This window comes from Paenibacillus pinihumi DSM 23905 = JCM 16419 (genome assembly GCF_000422505.1).
Classification (GTDB): Bacteria; Bacillota; Bacilli; order Paenibacillales; family Paenibacillaceae; genus Paenibacillus_D; species Paenibacillus_D pinihumi.
On the sequence record NZ_AULX01000018.1, the window covers coordinates 150,306 to 176,613 of the forward strand.

26 protein-coding genes are annotated in these 26,308 nt (G+C 51.3%); 17 read left to right on the forward strand and 9 right to left on the reverse strand.

What is annotated here, in order from left to right; translation table 11 throughout:
• The first annotated feature begins 94 nt into the window (after window positions 1–94).
• Window positions 95–805 carry a class I SAM-dependent methyltransferase gene (locus H583_RS0104355; protein ID WP_028559402.1) on the forward strand — a complete coding sequence of 237 codons (711 nt, stop codon included), beginning with the start codon at window positions 95–97 and terminating at the stop codon, window positions 803–805.
• An 87-nt stretch (window positions 806–892) separates the two neighbouring features.
• Here H583_RS0104355 and H583_RS0104365 read toward each other — a convergent pair whose 3' ends face one another.
• A complete protein-coding gene (locus H583_RS0104365; RefSeq protein WP_028559403.1) occupies window positions 893–1,318 on the reverse strand; it encodes a hypothetical protein in 426 nt (141 codons plus the stop codon).
• Window positions 1,319–1,560: 242 nt separating this feature from the next.
• On the opposite strand from H583_RS0104365, the gene H583_RS0104370 reads away from it, so the two are divergent.
• From H583_RS0104370 to H583_RS0104380, 3 genes are all read left to right on the forward strand, one after another.
• Window positions 1,561–2,190 (forward strand): S-layer homology domain-containing protein, encoded by a 630-nt coding sequence (locus H583_RS0104370; protein WP_245585839.1) that lies wholly within the window; start codon window positions 1,561–1,563, stop codon window positions 2,188–2,190.
• Window positions 2,191–2,493: 303 nt separating this feature from the next.
• On the forward strand, window positions 2,494–3,345 hold the full coding sequence (locus tag H583_RS0104375) for an AraC family transcriptional regulator (protein WP_051235975.1): 852 nt from the start codon (window positions 2,494–2,496) through the stop codon (window positions 3,343–3,345).
• Window positions 3,346–3,503: 158 nt separating this feature from the next.
• Window positions 3,504–4,496 carry an aldo/keto reductase gene (locus tag H583_RS0104380; protein ID WP_028559406.1) on the forward strand — a complete coding sequence of 331 codons (993 nt, stop codon included), beginning with the start codon at window positions 3,504–3,506 and terminating at the stop codon, window positions 4,494–4,496.
• A 256-nt stretch (window positions 4,497–4,752) separates the two neighbouring features.
• Here the strand turns inward: H583_RS0104380 and H583_RS0104385 are convergent, their stop codons facing one another.
• Window positions 4,753–5,532, reverse strand: coding sequence for a Cof-type HAD-IIB family hydrolase (locus tag H583_RS0104385; protein ID WP_028559407.1), 780 nt, complete (start codon window positions 5,530–5,532; stop codon window positions 4,753–4,755).
• Between the two features lie 91 nt (window positions 5,533–5,623).
• On the opposite strand from H583_RS0104385, the gene H583_RS0104390 reads away from it, so the two are divergent.
• Entirely contained in the window at window positions 5,624–6,202 is a 579-nt protein-coding gene (locus H583_RS0104390; RefSeq protein ID WP_161631188.1) for a GNAT family N-acetyltransferase, read from the forward strand.
• Window positions 6,203–6,232: 30 nt separating this feature from the next.
• On the opposite strand, the gene H583_RS0104395 is transcribed toward H583_RS0104390, so the two are convergent.
• Entirely contained in the window at window positions 6,233–7,207 is a 975-nt protein-coding gene (locus tag H583_RS0104395; RefSeq protein ID WP_028559409.1) for an aldo/keto reductase, read from the reverse strand.
• A gap of 115 nt (window positions 7,208–7,322) precedes the next feature.
• Here H583_RS0104395 and H583_RS0104400 point away from each other — a divergent pair, with 115 nt between their 5' ends.
• Window positions 7,323–9,455, forward strand: a complete 2,133-nt coding sequence (locus H583_RS0104400) for a HelD family protein (RefSeq protein WP_028559410.1) — start codon at window positions 7,323–7,325, stop codon at window positions 9,453–9,455.
• Window positions 9,456–9,482: 27 nt separating this feature from the next.
• On the opposite strand, the gene H583_RS0104405 is transcribed toward H583_RS0104400, so the two are convergent.
• Together H583_RS0104405 and H583_RS0104410 are read right to left on the reverse strand one after the other, a co-directional pair.
• Entirely contained in the window at window positions 9,483–10,316 is an 834-nt protein-coding gene (locus H583_RS0104405; RefSeq protein ID WP_028559411.1) for a hypothetical protein, read from the reverse strand.
• A 192-nt stretch (window positions 10,317–10,508) separates the two neighbouring features.
• Window positions 10,509–11,411 (reverse strand): LysR family transcriptional regulator, encoded by a 903-nt coding sequence (locus tag H583_RS0104410; protein WP_028559412.1) that lies wholly within the window; start codon window positions 11,409–11,411, stop codon window positions 10,509–10,511.
• Window positions 11,412–11,583: 172 nt separating this feature from the next.
• Between H583_RS0104410 and H583_RS0104415 the strand changes: the two genes are divergently transcribed.
• The 4 genes from H583_RS0104415 (at window position 11,584) to H583_RS0104430 (ending at window position 16,690) form a co-directional block, all read left to right on the forward strand.
• Window positions 11,584–12,558 (forward strand): ABC transporter ATP-binding protein, encoded by a 975-nt coding sequence (locus tag H583_RS0104415; RefSeq protein ID WP_028559413.1) that lies wholly within the window; start codon window positions 11,584–11,586, stop codon window positions 12,556–12,558.
• 24 nt (window positions 12,559–12,582) lie between these two features.
• On the forward strand, window positions 12,583–13,671 hold the full coding sequence (locus H583_RS0104420) for an ABC transporter substrate-binding protein (RefSeq protein ID WP_028559414.1): 1,089 nt from the start codon (window positions 12,583–12,585) through the stop codon (window positions 13,669–13,671).
• 63 nt (window positions 13,672–13,734) lie between these two features.
• Window positions 13,735–15,405, forward strand: a complete 1,671-nt coding sequence (locus H583_RS0104425) for an ABC transporter permease (protein ID WP_036708461.1) — start codon at window positions 13,735–13,737, stop codon at window positions 15,403–15,405.
• Window positions 15,406–15,409: 4 nt separating this feature from the next.
• Entirely contained in the window at window positions 15,410–16,690 is a 1,281-nt protein-coding gene (locus H583_RS0104430; protein ID WP_028559416.1) for an MBL fold metallo-hydrolase, read from the forward strand.
• A gap of 1 nt (window position 16,691) precedes the next feature.
• Here H583_RS0104430 and chrA read toward each other — a convergent pair whose 3' ends face one another.
• The 3 genes from chrA to chrS are packed head-to-tail and all read right to left on the reverse strand — an operon-like array spanning window position 16,692 to window position 18,324.
• Window positions 16,692–17,228 carry a chromate efflux transporter ChrA gene (gene chrA, locus H583_RS0104435; RefSeq protein ID WP_028559417.1) on the reverse strand — a complete coding sequence of 179 codons (537 nt, stop codon included), beginning with the start codon at window positions 17,226–17,228 and terminating at the stop codon, window positions 16,692–16,694.
• Window positions 17,216–17,851 carry a chromate efflux transporter ChrB gene (gene chrB / locus H583_RS31880; RefSeq protein WP_051235977.1) on the reverse strand — a complete coding sequence of 212 codons (636 nt, stop codon included), beginning with the start codon at window positions 17,849–17,851 and terminating at the stop codon, window positions 17,216–17,218. The genes chrA and chrB overlap by 13 nt, the downstream gene beginning before the upstream one ends.
• A 2-nt stretch (window positions 17,852–17,853) precedes the next feature.
• Entirely contained in the window at window positions 17,854–18,324 is a 471-nt protein-coding gene (chrS, locus tag H583_RS0104445) for a chromate efflux transcriptional regulator ChrS (RefSeq protein ID WP_028559418.1), read from the reverse strand.
• Window positions 18,325–18,661: 337 nt separating this feature from the next.
• Here chrS and H583_RS0104450 point away from each other — a divergent pair, with 337 nt between their 5' ends.
• The 5 genes from H583_RS0104450 (at window position 18,662) to H583_RS0104470 (ending at window position 23,840) form a co-directional block, all read left to right on the forward strand.
• A complete protein-coding gene (locus H583_RS0104450) occupies window positions 18,662–19,018 on the forward strand; it encodes an antibiotic biosynthesis monooxygenase (RefSeq protein ID WP_028559419.1) in 357 nt (118 codons plus the stop codon).
• Window positions 19,019–19,192: 174 nt separating this feature from the next.
• Entirely contained in the window at window positions 19,193–20,623 is a 1,431-nt protein-coding gene (locus H583_RS0104455) for an NAD-dependent succinate-semialdehyde dehydrogenase (RefSeq protein WP_036708464.1), read from the forward strand.
• A 338-nt stretch (window positions 20,624–20,961) separates the two neighbouring features.
• Window positions 20,962–22,749, forward strand: a complete 1,788-nt coding sequence (locus tag H583_RS31885; RefSeq protein WP_245585843.1) for a putative bifunctional diguanylate cyclase/phosphodiesterase — start codon at window positions 20,962–20,964, stop codon at window positions 22,747–22,749.
• 120 nt (window positions 22,750–22,869) lie between these two features.
• Window positions 22,870–23,355, forward strand: coding sequence for a CBO0543 family protein (locus H583_RS0104465; RefSeq protein WP_154665797.1), 486 nt, complete (start codon window positions 22,870–22,872; stop codon window positions 23,353–23,355).
• The gene (locus tag H583_RS0104470) at window positions 23,352–23,840 is read left to right on the forward strand and encodes a CBO0543 family protein (protein WP_051235981.1); all 489 of its coding nucleotides are present in this window, start codon (window positions 23,352–23,354) and stop codon (window positions 23,838–23,840) included. Before H583_RS0104465 ends, H583_RS0104470 begins: the two co-directional genes overlap by 4 nt.
• A gap of 68 nt (window positions 23,841–23,908) precedes the next feature.
• Here the strand turns inward: H583_RS0104470 and H583_RS0104475 are convergent, their stop codons facing one another.
• Window positions 23,909–24,811 carry a DnaJ domain-containing protein gene (locus tag H583_RS0104475; RefSeq protein ID WP_028559423.1) on the reverse strand — a complete coding sequence of 301 codons (903 nt, stop codon included), beginning with the start codon at window positions 24,809–24,811 and terminating at the stop codon, window positions 23,909–23,911.
• A 167-nt stretch (window positions 24,812–24,978) separates the two neighbouring features.
• On the opposite strand from H583_RS0104475, the gene hprK reads away from it, so the two are divergent.
• The gene (gene hprK, locus H583_RS0104480) at window positions 24,979–25,887 is read left to right on the forward strand and encodes an HPr(Ser) kinase/phosphatase (protein WP_028559424.1); all 909 of its coding nucleotides are present in this window, start codon (window positions 24,979–24,981) and stop codon (window positions 25,885–25,887) included.
• A 124-nt stretch (window positions 25,888–26,011) separates the two neighbouring features.
• Window positions 26,012–26,197, forward strand: coding sequence for a cold-shock protein (locus tag H583_RS35910; RefSeq protein WP_081666978.1), 186 nt, complete (start codon window positions 26,012–26,014; stop codon window positions 26,195–26,197).
• Window positions 26,198–26,308: the final 111 nt, after the last annotated feature.

The window sequence follows — 26,308 nt, forward strand, 5'->3', positions numbered from 1 at the left end:
GAACACCGGGTAAAGAAAAATTTTATTGCGCAAATTTGCGAACGGCACATATTGTCTTCCGTGCATATAATAGCCGCAGAGGAGGCGGTAAAGCGTGAACTATCACGATTTGTTGGCCCGTCTGGGGGAGGGCAGCGCGCATCCCGGCGGTTTTTTGTCTACCAAACGGCTGCTGGAGCAGCAACAGCTTCCGCAGGGCAGCCGCGTTCTGGAAATCGGCTGCGGCACTGGGAGGACGTCCTGTTATCTGGCCCGCTCCGGCTGTGAAGTTACTGCTGTAGACAGCAATAAAGCCATGATTGAGCAGGCTTCCAAACGGATTGCCAGAGAAGAGGCTGAGGTCAGACTGCTCCATGCAGACGCCTGCAACCTGCCGTTTGAGGATGATACGTTTGATCTGGTCTTTATTGAATCGGTCACGGTCTTTACCGAGGCCGCGGTGGCTTTGAAGGAATACCGGCGGGTACTGAGGCCTGGCGGAAAGCTGCTTGATCGCGAAATGATTCTTACGGGTGCGGATAGCACATTGCTGCGGGGCAGTCTCAAAGCGCTTTATGGCATGAAAACATTGGCCCGTGAGGAGGGGTGGCTCCAGATGTTGGAGCAAGCTGGCTTCCAAAATGCTGCGGCGCTTGATGTAAAAGCGGAAATTCTGGTCACGCTGGATGATGTGGATATGTACCGGGAGGTCGATCCAACTGTCTTCTTTGACGATCAGGCGTTTTATCTGGGGCAGATGAATGCAAGAATACTGGAGCGGTACGGGAAAAAGCTGGGCTCTGCAGTATTCACCGGAACCTCCTGAAGGACCCGGACTGCATGTGGGGTGCGCACGACAAGACAGCCGGCAGATTCAATCTGCCGGCTGTTCGTCCCTTGCTGCTTATGCAATTCAGTTGTTACGTTCCCCGTCAGCTTGTCCGTAGACGCTTCTTGTAAGTATATCCTTCATTTCGCCAGCCTGTGCTTCGTACTCGCGGAAGGAAATTTGCCCTTGCAGCAGCCGGTCATTAAGCAGCTCCATCATCTCACCCAATTGGAGCTGGATAAGTTCATCAGCATTTTTATTATTATTGCGGGCGATTTCAGCCAATGTGAGCCCGTTCTGCAGGGATGTATACACCTCATCGTTAGATCCTGCGCCAAGCGCACTCAGAAAATCATCCTCGCTGGACAGTCTGGCATCTGAGTCGGAGCTGTCCGTCTGGTTCAGAATATCAGTTGCGGCTCCGGCACGTGAGACGTTGTTGCCAGTCAAGCTGCCAATTGTCAGGGCAAAGGCAAGGGTCCCAATCATCACAATTCGTTTCGGATTCATTATAAGTCCTCCGTATTTCAATTCAATATATTTATCAAGGTCGGCATTTGCGCATTGGGTACTGAAATAAAAATAACACATGAACCTTAAATAAACGTTAATCTTTTTTAAAATAATGGCTCAAAACCGAAATCAGTGGTTGACACGGTACGCTGAAGCAACGCTGCGAGAAACTCCGATCGCTGTCGTTCCCAGATTTCCTGTATTCCTCTGTAGGTGGTCCAATTGCTGCCGTACTCGCTTTGACCATTACAGGACAAGCTTTTGCCGCAACAGGAACGGCATTTACTGATCTTGCCAATACAGCAGCTAAAGATAAAATTACTTCTTTGCAACAGAGCGGCCTTGTAAAAGGAGTTAGCAGTGATCGATTCAACCCGGATGCTACATTGACCGCAGCAGAGGGAACTCAACTGATTGTGAATGCTCTTCATTTGAATCTGGATCTTATTAATTTCGTAAAAGAGCCGCATGCAACAGACTATTTCAAGAGTGCGGATAATAATGCATGGTATGCACAGGCGTTGATTATTGCTGCCGTTAACGATATCGGCCTGCCAAATGATCTTGACCCAAACAAAATTTGGACGAAAGAAGAGTTCACGCATCAGCTGATTCTGGCAATTGAGAAGCACAGCAATTTGCCAATGATCAAAATCAAGCCAATGGAATTCGCTGACCAGGCTGATCTGAGCATCGCATATGACGGAAATATTCAGCGTGCGCTTGTGCTTGGCATTGCCACACTGGATAAGGATGAGAAGTTTAATCCGCAGAAAAAAATCACCCGTGCGGAAGCTGCGGAACTGATCTACAATGCGGTGGAGTATATTAAAGCGCACCCGGGCGAGGGACAGCCGAAAGAATCCTAGGCCATTAATGTTGTAAATGGTTTATCATATAAATCAACCGGAATAGCGGATGGATGAGATTGCTCATCCTCCGTTTTTTTGTATAAGGATGCTTTTACCGCCGGGAAATGTATTTTTGAAAAAAACAGGATCATGCTATAATTTTACATTATGTTTAAATTTTCATGTCCGCCGCTTCCGGGGCTTCGCACAAGAAGCTTGTCTCCTTGGGGCTGGCCGGACGCTGGTGTGACTGTGCAGTTATAATTAATAAATTCGTAGTTGAACTGCCAAGGTTTGTTCATGAGAACATGGAGGCGAGTTATGGCGTTCTTTCAATATAATCCGGCGCAGCCCAGCCAGGAGAACCCGGAATTGCATTTGTTGTTTTGGGGAAAAGAGGCCTGTGCTCCCGGTCATGCAGTCGGCCCTGGTATACGGGATGTCTATAAGGTGCATTTTATTCATCAGGGGAAGGGGACTGTGCGTATCGGGGATAACGTATGCCAGCTCGGCCCGGGGCAGGCGTTCCTGATTTATCCGCAGATTGTAACGTACTATGAGGCCGACCCCAGCAATCCGTGGACCTATTCCTGGATCGGATTCGATGGCACGGAGATCCCGCAATTGCTGGCACGAACCAGGCTGTTGCCGGAGCAGCCGGTCTTCCCGATGGATCTGCAGATTATGCCCTCGCTAGTGGAGCATATGACAGAATCACTCAGCCATGCAGGGTCGCTTGATCTGAGGCTGTCTGTTTTACTGCAGCAATTTTGGGCGGCATTGATTGACGAGTTCCCGGTATCACCGGATAAAGCCCGGACGGATTTCAAGAAGCAGGACGGCTATATTCATCAAGGACTGGAGTTTCTGCATGCCCATTACAGCGAGCAAGTATCGATTAGCCAGCTTGCGGCTTATATGGGGCTTGACCGCAAATACTTGTCCGTCATCTTCAAGGAAGCAGTCGGAATGCCCCCTCAGCAATATCTGCTCCATTACCGTATGGAACGGGCCTGCAAGCTGTTGCGCAGCAGCAGCTTTTCAATTGGCGAGGTCGCCGGTTCGGTAGGCTACAGGGATGCACTGCTATTCTCCCGAATGTTCAAGAAAGTTGTCGGCCTCTCACCCAGGCAGTACCGGGAGCAAGCGCAGGAAGAAGACATTAATCCATAAAGAACTTCCTTGCTGCTATAGGCATGTCCGCTACTTTTAAGATAAGGTAGTGAAAGGGGCCAGAGCGCCAGGGACTGTCATGATTGCCATGATATCAGCCCTGACGGCTGGCGGCCGGAAATTTAATGATCCGCTTTACGGAAGGGAGATTGAATGGAATGACGTATCAAGCGCAGGATAATCGTTATGACACCATGATATATAATCGCAGCGGCCGAAGCGGCCTGAAGCTGCCCGCCATTTCACTCGGGCTTTGGCATAATTTCGGAGGAATCGATGTATACGAGAATGCTAAAGCCATGGTCCGCAGTGCATTTGATCTGGGGATTACTCATTTTGATATCGCCAATAACTACGGGCCGCCTGCCGGGTCTGCTGAGGAAACCTTCGGCCGCCTGCTGAAGGAAGAGTTGTCCGCCTACCGCGATGAAATGATTATTTCAACCAAGGCAGGCTACTATATGTGGCCGGGGCCTTACGGTGAGTGGGGCTCCAAGAAAAACCTGGTAGCAAGCCTTGATCAGAGTCTGAAGCGGTTGCAGCTCGATTATGTCGACATTTACTACCATCACCGCCCGGACCCGGATACACCGCTTGAAGAGACGATGGGGGCGCTCGATTTGATCGTTCGCCAAGGAAAGGCACTCTATGTCGGCCTGTCCAATTACAGCCCTGAGGATACCCGCCGTGCATCAGCGATTTTGCGCCAGCTCGGTACGCCTTGCCTGATCCACCAGCCTAGCTACTCCATGCTGAACCGCCATGTGGAGCAGGGGCTGCTGGATGTCCTGGAGGAAGAAGGCATCGGCTCCATCGTGTTCTCACCGCTGCAGAAAGGCATTCTGACAGACCGCTACTTGAACGGAATTACTCCAGATTCCCGTGCTGCAGGTCCGAGTGTATTTCTGCGCCCGGAGGAATTGACTGAGCAGACTATGGATAAAGTCCGCCGTCTGAACGATCTGGCTGCCGGGCGCGGACAGAAGCTGTCCCAAATGGCGCTGTGCTGGGTATTGCGCGGAGGCCGTGTAACCTCGGCGCTGATCGGCGCAAGCCGTGTCAGCCAGATTGAGGACGCCGTGGGCGCGCTGGATAATCTGCATTTTACAGATGAAGAATTAAAGCTGATTGAGGATATTCTGGCCTCTTAATGGGGATTAAAGCAATAGAAATACGGAGCTGTCTCGATAGCCGTGGCAAATCATGTCTGGTTTAAATGGCTGCTCTGAAATGAGAAAACGGGGCGAAGCAGGGGTTATCCTGCTTCGTCCCGTTTTGGTTTATGCATGAATTCGCCATCGCCGGTGTGATTATAGTGTTGCCTTTTTGAGACAATACCCGTTGGCATTGAAACAAAGCGCAAAACATGGTATTCTGGCGTAACCGAATCAGACTGTCAGACTGTAATTAAGCTTCCAGCAATCCGGCGTGAATGAGGCCCTTGCGGATACCTTGCTCATCTACGGAGCTTGTCACAAAATCTGCATGTGCCAGCAGTTCGGGATGCGAGTTGCCCATTGCGATGCCGAGTCCTACATAATCGAGCATCTCTTTGTCGTTGAGCCCGTCTCCGAAAGCGACTGCTTCTTCCGGCTTGATTCCAAGCGACTCCAGCAAAAATTGGATACCCAGAGCCTTGGAGCCGTCAGTCGGCAGCACGTCCATCGCGTTTGGATGCCAGCGTACAAAGCGCAGCTCCGGGATGGATTCGATATAGTGATGCTCATCCGCTTCCCCGCAATGCAGGAACACCTGAAATACCTCGGAGTTTTCCCAGAATTCAGGGTCATAGTGCGGACGGTCTACCTTCAGTGAATCAACAGAGGAGATCATGAACGGATGATCCTCCGTATTGGAATAATAAAATGCCTCCCCTTCAAAGACGAGGGAGTGATTATTGCTGGCGGCATGCCGGACAAGCTGTTCCATGCTGGTTCTCGGGATTGCCCGTTTGAATACCGGCTTGCCCTGGAACACGACATAGGCGCCGTTCAGACTGACATAAGAGTCGATACCAAGTTTCTCGGCAATTGGCGTGAAAAAATACGGCGCACGGCCGGTGGAAATGACAGCTTCAATGCCGCGGGCTTTTAGCTCATGTATGGCATCAATGGTATCCTGGGGAATTTGCTTCTCCTCATTAACCAGCGTACCGTCAATATCAAAAAATGCAATCTTGTAGGCCATCTAGTTGTTCCCACTCCTTTAAGCGAATAGCGGTAAGGTTGCTAGTAGTATAATAGCGGAATTCAAAATGTGCAAGCAAAGAGGAGGCGAAATGATGATTCGTCCAGCGGAAATAAAAGACAGCAGGGAAATTGCAGGGTTAATCTATGAAATATGGGAAGGGATGGACTTGTTCATTCTGAAGCTTTACAGCCGGGAGGCCATCCAAGAGGGATTGATTCAGGCGGTGGCAGATCAGGATAATAAATTCAGCCATCAGAACATTCTGGTCGAGGAGCAGGATGGCCGGGTAGCCGGGATGATTGCCATCTATGATGGAGCCAGGGAATTCGTGCTGCATGACCGTCTGATTGCGATATTGCGGCAGTGTTTTCTGCGGGAGCCGTTTGAAGCGGACCAGGAAGCGGATATCGGAGAGCTGTATATAGACGCAGTATGTGTAGACAAGAGTTACCGGGGGCAGGGGCTGGGAACAAAGCTGCTCCAGGCAGCAGAGTCATATGGGGCAGAGAAGGGTTTTGCGGTCATTTCACTGAATGTGGAGCAGGACAATACGGGCGCACGCAGGCTGTATGAAGCACTGGGATACCAGGAAGTAAAGCAGATTATGATCGCGGGCCATCATTACGCCCACATGGTTAAGCCATCTGGCAAAGCAGCCGGCGCATAATACGCCGGCTGCTTTCACCGCTAATGGACATTAAGGCAGCTCGGTGCCTCTGGAGCTGACGTACAGGCTGTACCATTCCTCGCGGCTGAGGGTAATCCGGGCCGCTTCTGCACAGGCGCGGATACGCTCCGGATTGACTGTGCCGATAACCGGCTGGATTTTTGCCGGATGGCGCATCAGCCAGGCCAGCACGATTGCCTCTGCTGTTGTCTCCTTTTGCTTGGCCAGCTCGCCGACAAGGCGGGCGGTCTTCTCGGTAGCCGGGCTTGGATCTTTAGGCAGGCGGCCGGAGAAAATTCCTTGTGCCAGCGGGCCCCAGGATTGAAGCTGGATACCTTCCAACTGGCAGTACTCCAGCGTGCCGTCAGGGAAAATATTCGCTTTTGCAGCCTCCTGATTGACATGGACACCATGATCCAGCCATCCGGTCTTATCCAGACTCATCTCCAGCTGATTGGCAATAATCGGTACATCGGAGCCGCTCTTCAACAGGCGGATCTGGCCTTCGTTCATATTGGATACGCCAAAATGACGCACTTTGCCTTCAGCCTTCAGCTTGCTGAATGCTTCTCCGACCTCTTCAGCCTCCATGAGCGGGTCCGGACGATGCAGAAGAAGGATATCCAAATATTCAACACCCAGTCGCTGCAAGATTCCGTCCACACTATCCAGGATATGCTCTTTTGAAAAATCAAAGCGCTTCGGCGCACCGTTATCTTCAAAGCGGATGCCGCATTTGGATTGGATAATCATTTGCTCCCGCAGGCCGGGACGTTCGGCAAGCACTTGTCCGAATACCTGCTCCGCCTTGCCAAGTGTATAGATATTGGCGTGGTCAAACATGGTGATGCCGCTGGACAAAGCCGCATCTACCGCCTCGTGTGCCTGTTTCAAATGGTCTGCAGTTAAAGGACTGTTATCCCAGCCGCCTCCAAGGCCCATGCATCCAAGCACAAGCTGGCTTGCGTTAAGTCCGTATTGGTTTAAAGGAAGGGTTTTCAAAATTGTTCAGCTCCTCATCCGAAAAATGGAATGATGCACATACCCTTCTATTATACAAGCTTTTGCACCCTTTTCGAAAGGGAATCAAAACGATTTCAAATTAAGGAGGTATGAACCAATGGAATCGAATCGCATCTATGAAGAGGAACAGACCAGGCTCAGAGAGACGTTGGGGGAAATTACACAACAAATAGATGGAATCGGGGGCCGCTATTATGGCGATAACTTCCTCGAGCAGCTTCTGGATGTCAAGCGTGAGGAGGACCGGGTCCGTCTTGGCCTGCTGCAGACAGAGCCTTACTTTGGCAGGCTGGATTTTGTAGAAGAGAAATCAGATCAGTCGCTCCCGCTCTATATCGGCAAGCGCGGGATGGAAGACAGCAGAACCGGAGCACCCTACATCATCGACTGGAGAGCACCTGTAGCAAGCCTGTTCTATACGTTTACAGGCGGGGAAGAGCCGGTTGTCTATGAAGCCCCTGAAGGGCCTGTGGGTGGAGAGGTCCTGCTTAAGCGCAACCTGTCGATCCGCAAGCAATCGCTTGAACGGGTCGTAGACAGTTATGTGCGGGGCGGTGATAATCTGGGTCTGAGTGATGAATTCCTGCTCTACCGCCTAGGGGAGAAGAAGGACAACCGTCTGCGGGATATTGTCTCGACGATCCAGGCGGAACAGGACCGGATAATCCGTGCGCCAAGGCTGGCTGCGTTAATTATTCAGGGGGCGGCAGGTTCCGGGAAAACGACCGTTGCGCTTCATCGCCTCGCTTATTTGTTGTATCAATATCAAGGGCAGGTGCGCCCGGAGCGGATGGTTATTTTTGCTCCCAACGCGATGTTCCTGGACTACATTTCCGGGGTACTGCCAGAGCTTGGTGTTGGTGATGTAAGACAGGCTACCTTTACAGATTGGGTCATGGAGCTTTTGGATAAACCCAAACTGCTGGAGAAGGATGATGCGGAGGGCAAGATGTGGTTTTCGCTTGGCAAGAGCACTGAGGAACAGCTTGATCTCGCGCCGGGACGCCGCAAAGGATCGCTTGCCTTCAAGGACAAGCTGGACCAATTCATTGCCCGCTATGAAGCGGATTACCTCCCCGAGCAGGAGTTTGAGGCCTGGCCGGGCAAGGTGCTGGCTGCTGCTGAAATCACGGCCTGGTTCCGTGTGGAGTATCGCCACTATCCGCTCGCGCCGCGCCGTGAACGGCTGACAGCGAGAATGAACCGATGGCTGGAGATGGCGCTTAATGAAATTGCCGATCCGAAAATCCGCAAGGAGCGCAGCAAGACGGCCAAGCAGCGGATGCGAACCTATGTGAAGCGCCTTGGCGAACTGGATGCTCTAAAGCTGTACAAGCAGTTATTCGATGAACTGGCATCTGAATCTCCAGACCAGGCGAATATGCCGGGTGCTGTTCCTGAAGCTGTCGTGGAACAGACGAGAAAAAATTTGAAGAAATCCATTGTCAGACAGGAAGATCTGGCTCCGCTGGCTTGGCTTCATTTGGCCTTCCACGGCACGCCGGCCCAGAAGTTCGACCATGTCGTGCTGGATGAGGCACAGGATGTGCCGCCGCTGCAAATTGAAGTGCTGAAGGCGTGTATGAACGAAGCGTCGTTTACGATCCTTGGCGACCTGGCGCAAGGCATTCATGCGTATCGGGGCATTCACCGCTGGGAGGAATTCACTTCACTTTTTAGCTCGGAGCGCTGCTCCTATCATGAGCTGCGGCAAAGCTACCGTTCAACCATGGAAATTATTGAGTTCGCCAACACCATTCTGCCCTTTACCGACACGCTTCTCCCGCCGGCACAGCCTGTATTCCGCAGCGGAGAGCCTGTACACGTGCGGCAGCTCGCAGACGGGGAGGACAGGCTGAGCCATATCCGAAATTTCATTGCCGGAAATGAACAGGGCGGCATGGCCACTATCGCTGTCATTACCCGGACGGAAGACGAGAGTGCACAGCTCCATCAAGCCTTGCTGGATCAGGGCGTGGAAGTTAGCCTGATCGCCGAGGGACAGCGCGGATACAGAGGCGGTATCTCGGTGGTTCCAGTGCATTTGACGAAGGGTCTCGAATTCGATGCTGTGCTGCTCCTGGACGTTGATGCCGGACGGTATACGTCTGCGCCGCAGGATGCCAAGCTGCTCTATGTCGGCTGCACCCGCGCTTTACACCGCCTTGAGCTTGTCTATCAGGGCGAGCGGTCACCGTTGGTCCAGAGTGGCAGCCGGGCAGAAGAATAGCCCCGGGGATGATTACATCAATTGATTTTACTTCGGCAGCAGCGCCATCGCTTTTGCAATGATGCTGCTGTTTTTTTGCTCCAGTTGAAACAGCTGCTGGCGCAGGCTCACGATTTGTTGTGACTGGGCGTTCAGTGTGGCCAGGGATCGGCTGATTCCGGTTGTGTCCTTGCTTTTTACACGTTGATTAAAGCTTTTCCACTCTGTGGAGAGGCTTTTTTTCGTTGTGCTGATGGCATTGCGGCTTTGTTTCATCTGAATTTTGACGGCATCGGTCTCACTTAATATTTTGCGGATGGCAGCTGCGGAGCGGGATTTTGCAGTTTTGGCTGCCTTTAGCGCATTGTCCTTCAGCTTAATATCCTGACGGGCAAGCTGGACGGCTAACTGCAAGTCGGAAGCCCGGCTTGCAAGCTTCTTGGCGAGCTCCTTGTCGCCCTTGGTACGGGCGGACTTGGCCTGCTGGTTCAGTGTGCTGTGGAGTGTGAAGAGCGGCTGATAGCGCTGGCGGGTCTGTCTGGCCTGTGTGTCCAGCTTCTCGATTTTTACCCGGTCCAACTCTTTCATACGGGTGCGGACATTATGGATAGCGGACTCATTTTGATTCTGGATGCTTTTGGTTCTGGCTTCCCAATCAGTATCTTGTCTTTGCAGTTGCACCAGCTTGCTGTACTGTTGTTGGATATTGGACTTGGATGGGGTGTCTGCCCCTTCCAATGCCGCGTCCAGCCTTGATTGAACAGATGATCCCAACTGGAGCGAAGCGGCAGACGCAGGCAGCGGACTTGTCCATGTGAGGAGTGGGACCGCCCCGGCAATTATCAGCAGGGGAAGAAATTTTCTCAAAATAGCTTGCTTCATTTTGACCTCCTTTTATGGCGGGCAAACGCAAAAAAAAAGCACCCGTCAAGAGACAAGCGCAAAATATGCGCAGTCTCTTACGGGTGCTTCCGGCGTAAGTCCGTCCATTTGTAATTTTTGTTAATTGTACTATACACATGCCGGGCCGTCAACTCTGACTGGATGCCCTTATTATTTTCGCATAGCCGATTGTCATTCTTCCTGAATCGGTTCATTCCAGTCCATTAGTGCTGTTATGAATTGCTCTGTCAGCCTGGAGTCATATCGCTCCTTGTTGTAGCAGCAATAGATGGAGCGCTGAAAGTCGTTATAAGGAACAGCTTGTCCAAGCAGAACGCCCTGGCGAAACTCCTCCTGTACAGCAAGCTTTGAAATAAAAGCGATATGATTGCCCTGCCGGACCGTCTGTTTGATCGCTTCAATCGAGTCCAGTTCAAGGGTTCGCTCCAACTTGACACGATGCTGCTTCAGCCACCGGTCAGTCATTTCGCGGGTGCTTGAGGTGGAGCCGTGCAGGGCAAAGTTGGATGCGGCAATCCAGCCCGGATCGATCTTCTCCTGCGCAGCCAGATGATGATCCGGCGAATAAATGACCATCAGCTCATCCTTGCACAAGTTTCGGGCCGAGATCGGCGGCAGTACGAATGGCTCGGCGGAAATGATCCCAAGATCAATTTCATGATTCATCAGCTTCTCCTTAATCACAGGGGCCGGCTTTACAGATACGGACAGGCCGATATTCGGATTCATTTCTGCAAATTTGCTCAGCACCCGCGGCAGCAGGTAGGTTGCCGGAACATAGCTTGCTCCGATCGTCAAATGGCCTCGTGTAAGCGTGCCGAACTCGTAGACAATGCGTTCCGCTTCGGATGCCAGCCTGTTAATCAAGGAGGCATAGTGATGCATCGCCTTCCCCGCCTCGGTAAGGAAAATTTTGTCTGTCCGTGTCTCGAACAGCTTGACTCCCATATCCTGCTCCAGGCTTTTCATATGGTACGTGACGGTCGGCTGCTTGAGCCCCAGCTTATTCGCAACGGCTGTAATTTTTTTGTGTTTCTCAATTAACTCCAAAATTTGCAGCTTTAACAGATTCATCTCGGGTCAGCCTCCGTATTTCAGATTCTGTTCCCAAAATACCATAGAAAAATTCGATGAATGTTAAAATAAATCCACTAAAAGATTAATCTTTCATTTACACAACGCAAATAAAAGCCGAACAGTTACCGCCTATACTTAGAACCAAGCTAATGAACAGGCGGTAATAACGATGGGAGAAATTAGAATACGCCGGCTGGAAAAAGCCTTCGGGACTGTCAAGGCGCTCAAGCCGGTTGATTTAACAATCCGCTCCGGCAGTTTTACAACACTGCTTGGACCTTCGGGCTGCGGGAAGACAACGCTGCTGCGCATGCTGGCAGGGCTGGAAGAGCCGGACCAGGGAGAAATTTATGTAAATGGGGAATGCTTCTTCTCCAAAGATAAACGAACGAACAGGCCCGTTCATAAGCGCCATTTTGGCATGGTGTTTCAGGATTTTGCGCTGTGGCCGCATATGACCGTATTTGAAAATGTTGCGTTTGGGCTGCGGGCTGCAAAGCGGAAAACCGGACTCAGGGAAGAAGTGATGCACGCTCTGAAAACGGTAAGGCTGGAGGGAATGGAAAAGCGATACCCCCACCAGCTTTCAGGCGGGCAGCAGCAGCGTGTCGCGTTCGCCAGGGCGATTGCAATCCGTCCAGGGCTCATACTGTTCGATGAACCGCTGAGCGCTCTGGATGCTGTGCTGCGGGACGAGTTGAGAGCGGAGTTGATTCACCTTGTCAAGCAGATGGGCATGACGGCCTTGTATGTGACGCATGACCAGACAGAAGCGATGAGCATGTCAGATGAAGTGGTGGTCATGAAGGAGGGGGAGATCTTGCAGATGGGCACACCGGAACAGATTTATGGCACCCCTGCGCATTCCTTTGTAGCCCGCTTTATCGGCAAATCCAACTGGCTGGAGCCGGATAAGCGCATGCTGCGCCCGGAACACGTGCGATGGAGTGAAAATTCTGCGTCAGATCAGCAATTTACCGCAATCGTCAAACATGCCAGCTACATGGGGGACCGCTACGAACTCGAGCTGGACATTCATCAGGGCTCAGGCTCCTGGATTGCCTACTCCCCAACCCGCCTTGCTGCGGGAGAATATGTACAGGTATATGTATCGAAAGAACATATTCACGAGATTCAAGCTTAAACACCAAATAGGGAGGTTTGAAGAATGAAAATGGCTAAAAAAGGCATCATGCTTGCGTTGACTGTGTGGATGGGAATTGGATTGGCAGGCTGCGGAGCAGCGGGAGCAGGGAATACTCCGAATCCGGGAGATCAAAAAGCGCCTGCCCAGACCAGCCAGTCTAATGCTGCGGCGGACCAGGGACAAGGGCAGGACAAGCTGTTAAGCGGAAGTGTAGTCGTTTATAGTGCAGGGCCGGAAGGACTGGCGAACAAGATCAAAGAGGGCTTCGAGAAGAAAACGGGCGTGAAGGTAGAGATGTTCCAGGGAACGACAGGGAAAATACTGGCACGCATGGAAGCTGAGAAATCCAATCCTGCGGTCGATGTCATTGTGCTGGCCTCGCTCCCTACAATGCAGGCGCTTAGCAGTGACGGCGAGCTTCTGGCTTATCCCGAAGCTGAGAATGCAGACAAACTGATTCCTGAGTGGTCTGATGCCGCTAAAGGCTATTTCAGCTACAGCGCCTCCGCGCTTGGCATTGTATACAATACGAAGCTGGTGCAGGCCCCGCCTGCCTCATGGTCAGATCTGGCCAAGCCGGAGTGGAAAGGACTGGTTAACATTCCCGACCCGTCCCTTTCAGGCTCTGCCCTTGATTTCATGTCAGGCTATTTGAGTGCTGCCGGAGAAGACGGCTGGAAGCTGTTTGAGCAGTACAAGCAAAATGATGTTGCCATGGCTGGAGCAAATCAGGAAGCGCTGGATCCGGTGATCACAGGTGCGAAATCAGTCGTAGCCGCTGGTGTGGACTACATGGCGTATAAAGCCAAATCCCAAGGTGAACCGGTCGATATCGTGTATCCGAAGGAAGGAACGGTTATCAGCCCGCGTCCGGCAGGGATTGTGAATACAAGCAAAAATGTAGACAACGCCAAAGCATTTATCGATTATTTGCTGTCCGACGAGGCACAACAACTGGTTGCAAAGGCGTATCTGATGCCCGGCCGCTCCGATGTAGAGGCCAAGGACCGTGCCAATTACAAGGACATTGAGACTTATAAAGTCGATTGGCAGTGGATGAATGAGCATACGGAAGAGGTTGCGGCACGGTTTACCCAATTGTTCAAATAAATAAAGCGTAAGCGCGATACCGCCCGGTACAGCGTGTACCGGGCAATGACAGGTGGTCTAATAATGCCGTTAAATTCTTTGAAACCATATAACCGGATCGGCATGATGCTGGCTCTGATACTGCTCGGCCTGCTTATTGTACTGCCGCTTCTGTTTATTCTCTGGACAAGCGTAAGCAAGGGTTCGTCCATTGATTTGGGAGCACCGCTGCGCAATATGCTGGAGCATGACCTAAGCCAGGTTCTGTTCAATTCGATCTGGCTTGGACTATGTGTCATTGCAGCAACTACGGTCCTTGCGCTCCCGCTGGCATGGATGATGGCCAAGACGGCTTTAAGACGGCACAAATGGCTGGATATCGTATTATTGATTCCCTTCATGACGCCGCCCTATATCGGTTCAATGGGCTGGATGCTGTTCATGCAGAAAAACGGCTATATGGAGCAGTTTTTCCCGGCTTCCTCTGCGGTGACGCCTGCATTTTTCAGCTTCGGGGGCATGGTGGCGATCATGAGCCTTCACTTGTTTCCCTTCCTCTATTTGCTGCTGCGCAATTCCCTGCTGCAAATTGGCGGAAGTCTGGAAGAAGCTGCGGCGGTGCACGGCGGGGGCTTCTTGTACCGGACAAGACGGATTATTCTGCCGCTATTGCTGTCCGGCTATATGATGGGGGCACTGCTCATTTTCGTTAAAACGATAGCCGAGTTCGGGACACCGGCTACCTTCGGACGCAAAATCGGTTTTTACGTCATGACGAGCGAAATTCACCGTTATATTTCCAGCTGGCCGCTTGATTTCGGCAAAGCGACTTCACTCGCTTCCGTGCTGCTGGCCGCTTGTCTGGTAATGTGGTACATCCAGAGCGTGATCAGCAGCCGTTATTCGTACCGGCTTGTAGGCGGGAAGGGCTCTGGAGCCAGAATGCTGCCGCTTCGGGGCTGGCGCGGGCTGATCTGCTGGCTCTATGTGGGACTGTTGCTGCTGGCTTCGATCGGCATTCCGTATTTTTCCATCATTTCAGCCTCGCTGTTGAAGCTGCGCGGCGAAGGGCTGGCCTGGAGCAATCTGACGCTCAGCCACTACGCTGATCTGCTGGCTCCCGGATCGGAGAGCCTGAGGGCGATCTTGAACAGTCTCGGCCTGGCGGTAGTCGCATCGACAATCGCGGTTGTGCTCGGGACCTGGTTCGCATTAACAGTTGGACGCTCCAGCCGCCCGGGGCAAAAGCTGGTGGATTTGTTCAGTCTGCTGCCCAACACTGTCCCGGGAATCGTCATTGTTGTGGGGCTGATACTGTTCTGGAATGCCAAATGGATGCCAATCCCGCTATACAATACGTACGGCATGGTTGTACTTACGTATGTCATTCTGTTCCTGCCCTATACGGTACAGTATGTGAAATCCAGTTTTAATCAGCTTGATCCGGTACTGCTGCAGGCCGGGCATGTTTTCGGCGGACGCCGGCTGTATGTTCTGCGCAGAATACTGCTGCCGCTGCTCTTGCCCGGCATGCTGGCGGGCTGGATGATGACTTTCACCATATCGAACCGCGAGCTTGTCGGCTCGCTGCTTATTCTGCCGCCATCGATGCAAACCTCGGCTACTTATATCTACGCGCAGTTCGAGCAGGGCGCGGTTTCGATGGGGATGGCTATGGCGGTTGTCTCCGTTGGAGTTACGACAGTCATGCTGGTAATCTTGAATATCTTCAGTTCTAAACAGAAAGTGGAATGATGTTATGGCGTATTTGACGATCTGGGGCGGAGCTGGCGAACACGGCCGCTCCAGTTATTTGTTACAGCATGGAGAGCAGGCGGTACTGCTCGATTGTGGAGGGAAAAAAGAGGACGGCGGCGTGTATCCGCTCATTGATCCGGAAATAGCAGGACGGATTCAGGCCGTATTTCTGTCCCATGCACATGAGGATCATTCGATGGCGCTGCCGCTGCTGTACCAATATGGATATCAAGGGAAAATCTGGGCAACCCGCGCCACAGCACAGCAGTTGCCATCCTATTTTGCGGCATGGGAGCGTTACGCCCGTTCGCATGGACATGAGCTGCCGTATGACCAAGATGCAGCAGCACGGCTGGAGTTCGTATTCTTGGAAGAGCAGGGTACAGCTGGCGAGTGGCTGGAGGTGTTTCCGGGCCTAAAACTCAGATGGGGGAGAAGCGGACATTTGCCTGGCTCAGTCTGGCTTCTGCTGAATTGGGAGGGGCGTCTTATCTACTTCTCAGGTGACTACACTGAAGAGTCCATGGTGCTTGCCGCAGACCGTCCAAAACTGCCGGACGGGGTTGCCGCTGCGGACTTGGCGATTATGGATGCAGCCTACGGGGCAGACCCGGATTCACAGTCTGCCAAGCTGCACAGGCTGCGGCAGGCAACACAAAGCGCTTTGCAGCAGGGCGGCAGCGTGCTCTATCCGGTTCCGGTATATGGAAGAGGCCAGGAACTTATGCTGTGGGCGTATGACACCTTCCCTGATGCGCGCCTTGTCATTGAGGAAACGCTGCTGAAGCCGCTGGAGCAGCTAGCTGTCAAGTCCGAATGGCTTCATAGCGGGACGTCCCGGCGTGTAAAGGCTCTGCTCGCATCCGGGCGTCTCCATTGCATATCGAGCCATCGCGAAAGGGAGGAGGAGATCGCAAACGGCGAGAGTGCGGTAATTTTCACTGCTGACGGCATGATGGAGACGGAAACAGCCAAATGGTACTACGCACAGCTCGCCTCTTCTTCCAGAAATACAATTATACTGACAGGACATCTGGCCCGAGGTTCATTCGGGGACAAGCTGCTTCATCAGCCCTCAGGGATGGCGAAGATCGAGCATGTACAGTTCAAGGTGCATCAAGGAATGCCGGATGTACGCAATATGCTGCGGCAGCTTCCTGTCAAGGCGGCCGTGCTGGCTCATGCATCCCGAACCGCCACGGACCGGCTGATAGATGCGTTGCGGGATGAAGGATTTTGCGGACTGTATTCCCTGACCCCGGGCGAAAGGATTGAATTTTAATCTAAATAAAAGGAATAACAAGACCCCCGTATGCAAATGCCAATACGATTACGATCGCAGGATGCACCTTCCGGATGGACATCAGCCAAAAAGCCACAGCAGCGATGCCAAGCGACTGCCACAGGCCAATGGATTCAAGCGAGCTTGCGCCCATCTGCCAGGTTAAGAGCAGCATCATAATGGCGATTACAGGCTGAACAAGCAGGGTCATTCCTTTCACGACCCCGGAATTCCTGTAGCGTTCCAGTACCTTGAGCAGCATAATCAAGGCAACTGCGGATGGAACAACAGTAGCAATAAGAGCAATAATCAAGCCGCTGATACCATATACATCGTAGCCGATAAATGCGGCGATTTTGGTCGCAATCGGACCGGGCAGCGTATTGCCAAGGGCCAGCAGATTGGAAAACTGCTGGTCAGTTGTCCATTGCTGATGGGTTACAATTTCCTGATACATAAGCGGGATCGATGCCGGTCCGCCCCCATATCCAAGCAAGTTTGATACCAGGAAGCTGATAAGCAGATCTAACCATTCCACGGTGCAGACCCCTTTTCTGTTTCGTTCGTCCGTCCAGCTTTTCGAAGCCGGCGTTTCTTAAGCCAGCCTGCAAGCTTGTAATGGAAGGCTCCGTACAGCAAAAATAGAACAATAACCGCAGCCGGATGGATATCCAGCAATTGCAGCAGACCGAAGGCCAGCAGGAAGAAAATGAAGCCGACGGCCTTGCCTGAGCCTTTGACCGTGCGTTCTCCGAATTCATAGGCCATCATGCCAAGCATGACAGCAATAACCGGTATTACCGCCCCGATCATTCCTTGTATAATGGGAGATTGGCTTAGTACATTAACGACGGACAACAGGGCGATCATGGCAATCGCAGATGGCAGGATATGGGCCAGTATGGCAACAGCTGCGCCCGCTGATTTTTTGAGGCGGTAACCGAGATAAGCAGCGATTTTGGTCGCAATTGGACCGGGCAGTGCATTGGCGAAGGCCAGTATTTCCCCGAACTCTTCGTCGCTCATCCACTTGTAACGGGTGACTGCTTCATGACGGATGAGCGGGATGACCGACGGCCCGCCCCCGTAGCCGAGTATTCCGGTTTTCAGCATGGCCCAGGACAGGTCCAGATAAGGTTTTGCTTTCGGTGTCTCCGGCATAACTACAGCCTCATTCCCATCCGGCTCTTGTACCGGTTAATCAGCACCTGGCATTCGACGCTTGTAATGCCGGGCATTTTATACAGTTTTTCCTTCATAAACTGCTCCATCTCCTGATGATTGATGAACAGCGCATGCATATGGAGCTTGCTTGGACCGGTCATATGATACAGGCTGGTTACGACCTGTTCTTCGGCAAGCAATGCAGCGGCTTCATGAAGATGGGCGGGAGATACCTCTACGTTGAAAAATGCTGAGACATGAATTCCGATCTTCTCGGGATTAATAACAGCCGCAAAGCGCTCAATTACGCCATGCTCCATGAGGGCATTGATTCGAGCCTGCACTGCGACACGCGATAAGCCGACCTCTTTGGCGAGATCGGTGTACGATATTCGTGCGTTTTTATTCAATAATTGAATAATAGAGCGGTCAATGTCATCTATTTGAACATGACTGATGTTTTCTTCCATTTAATGCCCCTCCTATACATATAAATAACAAAGTGCAATTAAAAATATATATTTGGTTTCTATATGATAGAATTATAATCACTATGACTAACCATATCAATGATTAAATTTTGTTTCCCTTTAGAAATTCCATGCCATTTCGCGGTTCATAACGGAAAAATGGCCTGTGTTTAGCAATAGTTTCGTAAATTCATGTCATCATGTATAACATGAATCCTGCGCTCAAAGGACTTGCGCTCTTCATTGCTTTGCTATTGATGTTTCGCATCTGGTACACTGTAAAGGTAGCAATATGCAGTAATTTGCAATGGTGCGGATATGGAGAAGGAGGTGCGATATGATCGTAGCAACGAATACAATACGGATTAAATCGGGTCATGTGGATGAGGTGGCAGAACGGTTCAAAAATCCAAAAGGTGTTCAGCATTCCCCTGGTTTCGTAAAGCTGGAATTGCTCAAGCAATCCGGTGAGGAACATGATGAATTGAAGGTATGCACGACTTGGGAGAGCAAGGAAGCTTTTGATGCATGGGTTAATAGTGACGCCTTCAAACAGGCCCACGCACGCCCAGGCAAAAGTACGGAAGGCTCCGGTGAAGGAAAGCCGGAAGGACACCCGTCTGCAGGCGGACCCGGCTCAGGAATTATGCTGGGGGCAAAATTGAGCATTCATGAGGTTGTTTTTCAGCTCTAATACGCATTTGGAAAGCCGGACTTGATATCCTTCTGAGAAGGGACAGGGGTCCGGCTTTGATTTCGCCAGGGGTAACAGGTCAGCCATACCTCAAGGTCCATTTGTGGCGGCTGCTTCAACTTTGGCCGGTCGTGTTATATTCTTTACAAGGATAACGAGAAGAAGGTGAACAACATGAATCAATGGTTGATGTATATAAACGGAGAATGGGTGCAGGCCCGGTCCGGAGAGAGATACGAGCTGATCAATCCGGCTGACCGTTCGGTTGCAGGCACGGCTCCGCACGGCGGTGCAGAGGACACGGCGCGTGCTATTGAAGCGGCCCAAGCGGCATTCAAGGGCTGGGCCGGTCTCCCGGCCAAGGAAAGGGCAGGCTATCTGAACCGGCTTGCGGATCTGCTGGAGCAGCACAAGGAAGTGCTTGCCGGACTGATAACGTTGGAGATGGGCAAGCCGCTTGCAGAGGCACGGGGCGAGGTAGCCATCTCTGCTGATTATCTGCGCTGGAATGCCGGAGAAGCTGTGCGCAGCTATGGCAAGGTGATCCCGTCGTCGTCTGCGGATAAACGCCTGCTTTCCATCCGCCAGGCTGTTGGTCCGGTAGCTGCAATTACGCCATGGAATTTCCCGCTGTCCATGGCTGCGCGCAAGATTGGCCCGGCACTTGCAGCCGGCTGCACGATTGTGCTCAAGCCTGCCTTGCAAACGCCCGGAGCCGCGGTCAAATTTTTTGAGTTGGCAGAAGAAGCAGGCATTCCCGCGGGCGTAATGAATCTGGTGACCGGCGATCCGAAAGCGATCGGGGACAAGCTGCTGACCCACCCTGCGATTCGGAAAATTACTTTTACCGGCTCCACGGCAGTTGGCAAGCAGCTTATGAAGTCGGCAGCCGATCAAGTGAAGAAAGTCTCGATGGAGCTTGGCGGACATGCGCCGCTGATTGTATTTGAGGATGCAGATCTGGAGCAGGCCGTTGCAGGAGCCATGAACAGCAAATTCCGCAATGCGGGGCAGACCTGTATTTGCGCCAACCGGATTTATGTTCAGCGCCAGGTTGCGGACAAGTTTATGGAGATGTTCAAGGCAGCAGTGGAGAAGCTTGTAATCGGTGACGGGCGGGCAGAGGAAACAACGATCGGTCCGGTTATTGATGAGAAGGCTCTTCACAAAATCCAGAGTCAGGTTGAGGATGCCGTAAGCAAAGGCGCCCGCATTGTGACAGGGGGCAAGCCAATCGGCAGCTTGCCGGGTAACTTCTTCGAGCCGACAATTTTGCATGGTGTGGATCAAACGATGACGATTTCACAGGAGGAAACCTTTGGGCCGGTTGCGCCAATCTTCCTGTTCGATACGGAGGAAGAAGCCATTAGCCAGGCCAATCATTCGGTCTACGGCTTGGCTGCTTATTTTTACACCAAGGATTTGGGGCGGACAATCCGTGTGTACGAGGCGCTGGAGTACGGGATTATCGGCTGTAATGATGCGGTGCCGACGGCAGTACAGGGTCCCTTCGGCGGTGTGAAGGAGAGCGGTACCGGAAGAGAGGGCGGTCCGGACAGTCTGGCAGACTTTCTGGAGACCAAATTTGTATCGATCCGGATCTGATTCCCTCGTTTATCTTGTCAGACTAATTGTTGAAAAAGCAGGCGCTGCCCGGATCCGGGCAGCGCCTTTTGAATGCGCAGCAGCTATGTCAGCCTGGACAATTATATTCATTTATCCGCAAGGTTTTTTAAGCTATACTTGGTGTAAATAAAGAATTAGAAACAAAATGTAAAAAATATTCGTTTTTGGAAGTGTGTTTCCGATAATATGAAGAGCGGGCAAAGACACCAAAGGGGTACAGAACATGATCAATCGGCTTCATCAATCGGATCGCAGCGTATGCTGCACAGGACACGACCAGCCGGGTTCCCTGTTCAGGGGACGGGCTCTTGCACGATATGCAGGTCACTGTCCGTTGTTGCAATGTTTCAATCGGCTGTCAAAGCAGGTTAATTCTTGTACGGAAAGCGATGGAGACGATGGGTAAAAGCAGCGCAGCCAGAAGGCTGAAAGTAATGGAACAGAGTTATTTGTCCTTATGTGAATTTCTTGCGGATGCTGTGTTTGAGATGAACCGGGAGGGGCGGCTGATTAGGGTCAACCCTGCCTGTTCGTTAATCTCCGGTTATTCCGCGGAAGAACTGCTGCACATGGATGTGCTCAGTCTCTTGGATGAGAAGAGCCGGGAGAAGGCGAAGGTCTATTATCCGCTTGTATTAAAGGGTCATTTCGACCGGCTCGAACTGGTCATGGTGCGCAAGGATGCTGCTAGAATACATATTGAATGCAACATGATACCAGTTGATATTGATGGTCATATCGAATCGTTTTTTGTCATTGTCAAAGATGTAACCGCTCCTCAGATCATGGACGTCCAGTCAGGCGTGGTTCTCAATTCCGACCCGTTGACAGGGCTTCCGAACAGGGAGCAATTTGTGAGGCGGCTGGAGCAGCTGGCCGGCGAAGGGGGCGGTGCCGGACAAGCCGGGAGCTACACCCTGATATACCTGAATGTCGACCGCCTCCAGTTCATCAATGATTCACTGGGCTATGTGCAGGGTGATTTGCTGCTGCAGCATGTAGCAGCTGTGCTTCGGGAACTGCTGACGCCCGGTGGACTTGTTGCCCGGATGAACGGGGACGAATTTGCATTGCTATCCCCGGCATCAGGTGAAGCACAGGCGGCCACGGAGCTTGCGGACAAGGCAGCCTCTATGCTGTCCGCACCATTACAGCTTCTGGGGCTGGAGATCATAGCTTCGGCCAGCATGGGGATTGTACTGCTGAACGGCTCCAGCAGCGTGGAGGCGGGGAATCTCATCGGCAAGGCCGTGATGGCCATGCGGCACGCCAAGAAACACCGCCCGGAGCTGCAATATGCGCTCTATACGGAGGAAATGGATGCCCGGCTGTCCTGCCAGCTCCAACTGGAGAGCGGGCTTCGCAGTGCAATCCTGCTGAACCAGTTTTATCTGCGCTACCAGCCGATCGTGAACGTCTATACCGGGACGATTGAGGCGGTTGAGGCACTGCTCAGATGGGAGCACCCGGAGCTCGGCATCGTCCCGCCGGATACATTTATTCCGATCGCCGAGGAAACCGGAGAAATTATCGCTATTGGAGGCTGGGTGCTGCGTACAGCCTGCCGGCAAATCCGGAGCTGGCATGATGAAGGGCTTATACTGCGTATTGCCGTCAATGTGTCGCTGCTCCAGTTGCGGGAACCGGATTTTCCGCTGTTTGTGAAGCGTGTGCTGGATGAAGCGGGACTGGAACCCAAATGGCTGGATATTGAAATCACGGAAAGTGTGCTGATTGAGGATCAGGAGCAAATGAAGGCACGGCTTGCCGAGCTAAGGTCGATTGGGGTCCATGTTGCGATTGATGATTTTGGAACGGGCTATACCTCCTTGAACTATTTAAAGAATTTCCCGATTGATTATTTGAAGATTGACCGCTCATTTATTCGTGATATCAATAACGATGCGAACAACAATATTATTTTGGCTTCCTTAATAGAGCTTGCACATCATTTGAAAATCCAGGTTATAGGGGAGGGAATTGAGACACAGGAGCAAATTGAGTTTTTGCGTTCCAAGGGCTGTGACGAAGGACAGGGCTATCTGGTCAGCGCGGCTGTCGATGCAGATGAAATATGGAGGCTCTGCTCAAGGTTGCGTCCATAGCACATTGTTGGGAAGTCATCTCATTGAACGTTTTGGCAGGAAAAGCAGGGTTGCATAACTTGGCTGCGGTAGGGAAATGATGTCCATGTGGCATTTTTTACGCAGAAAGGGGCGGGCCTGTTGACTGTTGAACGTATCATTATCATTTCAGCCTGGGTCATTAGCCTGATTGCATTGTTCGTTTTGAAGAGGCTGTCGTGGCGGGAAAAATTCCTTCTGTTCATTGCCGTGCAGTTTTTCACCTGGTCGCTCGGCTTAATTTATGTAGAGTTTGATCTGATTGATTACCCGGTGCGCGATTTTTCGATTGCCACTTCGGTTAACTTTACGTTCCACTACGTTTTGTTTCCGGCGATCGGTGTTTATTTTGCAGCTTTCTATCCTGCCCGCCGTTCGCTCATCAGGCGTCTAGGCTATAATCTGGCTTTTGCCGCCGCTTTTGTGGCCGGTTTTCTGTTGTGCGAAAAGTATACAGAGCTGATGAGCTTCAAACCCTTATTTATTTTCATCCTGATTATGAGCGTCTGGACAAGCTTTAATAGTGTCAATCATTATTATGACTGGTTTTTCCGTAAGCAAAGATTGCAAGGGGATGCTTTCCGATGAAGCTGACCCTGGAGCAAATTATTTTGGCCGGTGTTTATGTTGTGACACTCGCTTCACTGTTCTGGGTACCCCGAAGAAAGGCGAGAGAGGCGCAATTTATTTTTTTGTGCCAGGGCTTGATCACCTGGATTCTGGGGCTGGTTGCAGTTGAGTTCGGCTGGATCGAATATCCCGCCCGCGAATTGCAGGAAGCGACACACAGCAGCTTTGTTTTTGAATTTCTGGTTTTCCCGGTCCTTTCCATATTTTTCTCACTTTATTTCCCGACAGGCGAAAGCCTGCTCAGAAGAACACTGTACACTGTCGCATTTGGAGGCGGAATTTGTATTCCTGAGGTAATCTTGGAGAACTATACCCAACTGGTTAAATATCATGAGTGGCGATGGTACTGGACCTTTTTCAGTGTGATGGGGACGTTGTACTTGTGCAGGGGACTCTATCTCTGGTTTTTCAAGGTGAAGACTGTCCGCTCCAGCCGCATGTGACTGTATAAAAGCCAAGAAAGCAGCCGAGCGGCTGCTTTCTTGGCTTTTAAGAGGGAAGAACAGTTCCTCTACGGCTTCTCGAGCAGCCGACCGATGAATTCGTACGATTGGTCCTTGCGCTCTGTGTCGGCACGAATGCCAACTATATATTCATCCGATTTTGGAGGCATGTCCACAAGCTTGCTGCGGGAAACATCAATGCCATAAACGTGATCCTCAGTGTCTTCATTCGTCCGGGAGGTCATAAGCTGATCAGGCTGCAGCTGTTCCTTCCACGGTCCTTTCACCTTTTCATCCAATGGTATGAGGAGCCCTTGCGCAGCGAGCTGAGTGAATGTGTTTTTATCAAACACATAGACATCGGCCCGTTCCGTAATAATATTCAGCATCGCCTTTTGGATGCTGGCCATGTCCATTTCACTGCGCGTCTCCTTTGGCACATAGGTCAGGTCGGCCTTAATGCGCTTCCAGTCGGGAAACAGGGCCAGCAGTTGTTCCTCGGCCAGTTTCATATCATTATTTTGGTCTGCAAGAAAAAATTGTCCGTGATACATGACATGCACATCAATCGGCGGCAGCTTGGCCAGCTCGGCTTTCTCCGCCTGATTATCCATATAGCTTTTCACTCCATAACCAATCAATACAAGCAGTATTAGGGCACCCAGCAAATGAAACTTGTAATAGTGGAAGAAATGGTCGGTTTTCTCGGCCGCACCGGCCATTTTTTTATACTTTCCGTACTTATTGGCGGTCATTTCGTCCAGAACTTGCTGATTATCCGCATTCAATATGAATTTGTAGGCACGATTAATCTTTTCAAAGTTAAAGTCAGATTCATTTTCTTCATTTTCTTCTCTCATCTCGCGTGCTTTGGCTTGGCGGATAAGAGTCATATAGCGTTTTTCTACTTCTTCTTTGGAAGCGTCTTCGGAAAGTCCGAGAGTTTCATACGCTTGCTTTAAATTTTCCAACGTGCTTCACCTCGCAACTAGATAGCATACCTTATAGTATACGTGTCTTTTTACGGTGAGTAAACCTTTCCAAGCCTCGCCGGAGCAGGGATATCGGCCTCACGTAACGAATAATAGTAAAGGAGGAACGAGAAAGGACGAAATTTGAGGCTGTAGGAGGATGTAGAATGAAAACCATTACCGTTCAAGAGCTTGCAGACAGGTTTTCATTGGAAGTACTGGCAGGCTGCAATCACATGCACCGTACGATTGGAAAATCGCGTACTTACCGGCCGGGGCTTGAATTTGTAGGCTACTTTGATTTTTTCCCGCAAGAGCATGTGCAGGTGCTTGGGAAGAAAGAGATTACTTACTTGCATAAACTGGATTTGGATGAAAGGAAGCAGCGGATCGGAAATATCGTAAAGTACCATCCTCCATGTTTTATTGTAACAGCCAATCAGGAAGGCCTTACCTATCTCACGAAGTATTGTGAGGAAGAGCAGATTCCGCTTCTGCGGACTGGGGCGACAACGACCGAATTCATGGGCAGACTGGATGCTTATCTGACGAAGACGCTGGCACCACAGATTGCGATTCACGGCGTATGTCTAAATGTGTCGGGGATTGGCATTATATTGCGTGGTAAATCCGGGGTAGGGAAGAGCGAGACTGCGCACACGCTGATCCGCCGCGGCCATCGTCTTGTTGCAGATGATATTGTGGTGCTGAAAAAGCTGAGTCCGCAGACGCTTTTGGGTACGCATGACGAGAATACCAAGGAACTGCTGGCACTGCGAAGCATCGGACTGATTAATGTGTCCCGGCTCTACGGGCGCAAGGCTTTTCAGGAAGAGACGCGTATCGTGCTCGACATCGAGCTGACCAAGTGGCAGGAGAATGCGCTGAATAATGAGCTGGAACTGGAGCAGAAATATACAGAGTATATGGATGTCAAAATTCCGCATATTGAAATTCAGCTTCAGCCGGGGCGCGATGTCGCCGGATTGATTGAAGCTGCGGCAAACAGCTGGTATTTAAGGCAGCAGGGTTACAGCGCTGCAGAGGATTTTATGAAACGGCTGAAAATGGATTAATTTTAAAAATTGGTACTATTTCCAGAACGTTCGGGATACAATAAAATAACGGCTTCAAATGGCCCCTGCTTGTGAAAAAGGTTCAGGACTTGGCTGGGAGACCGCAGCATAAGGAGGGATCGATATCTATTATTCGAAAAAAAATGTAGAGCCGACGCCCGAGGAACAAACTGCAATCTGGACATGCAGTAATGACAGCTGCAGCTGTTGGATGAGAAATGATTTTTCGTTCGACACAGAGCCTCTATGTCCCATCTGCAAATCGGAGATGAGCCAAGGGACTAAATTGCTGCCTGTATTAAAAAGCTGATTGATGAACCGGGACGGACAGTCCCGTGCTTCCATGAAAGCTGAAGCAATAGGATACAAAAAACGGTCCCTCAAGGGACCGTTTTTTGTATCCGGGCTTAACTGTGCTGCA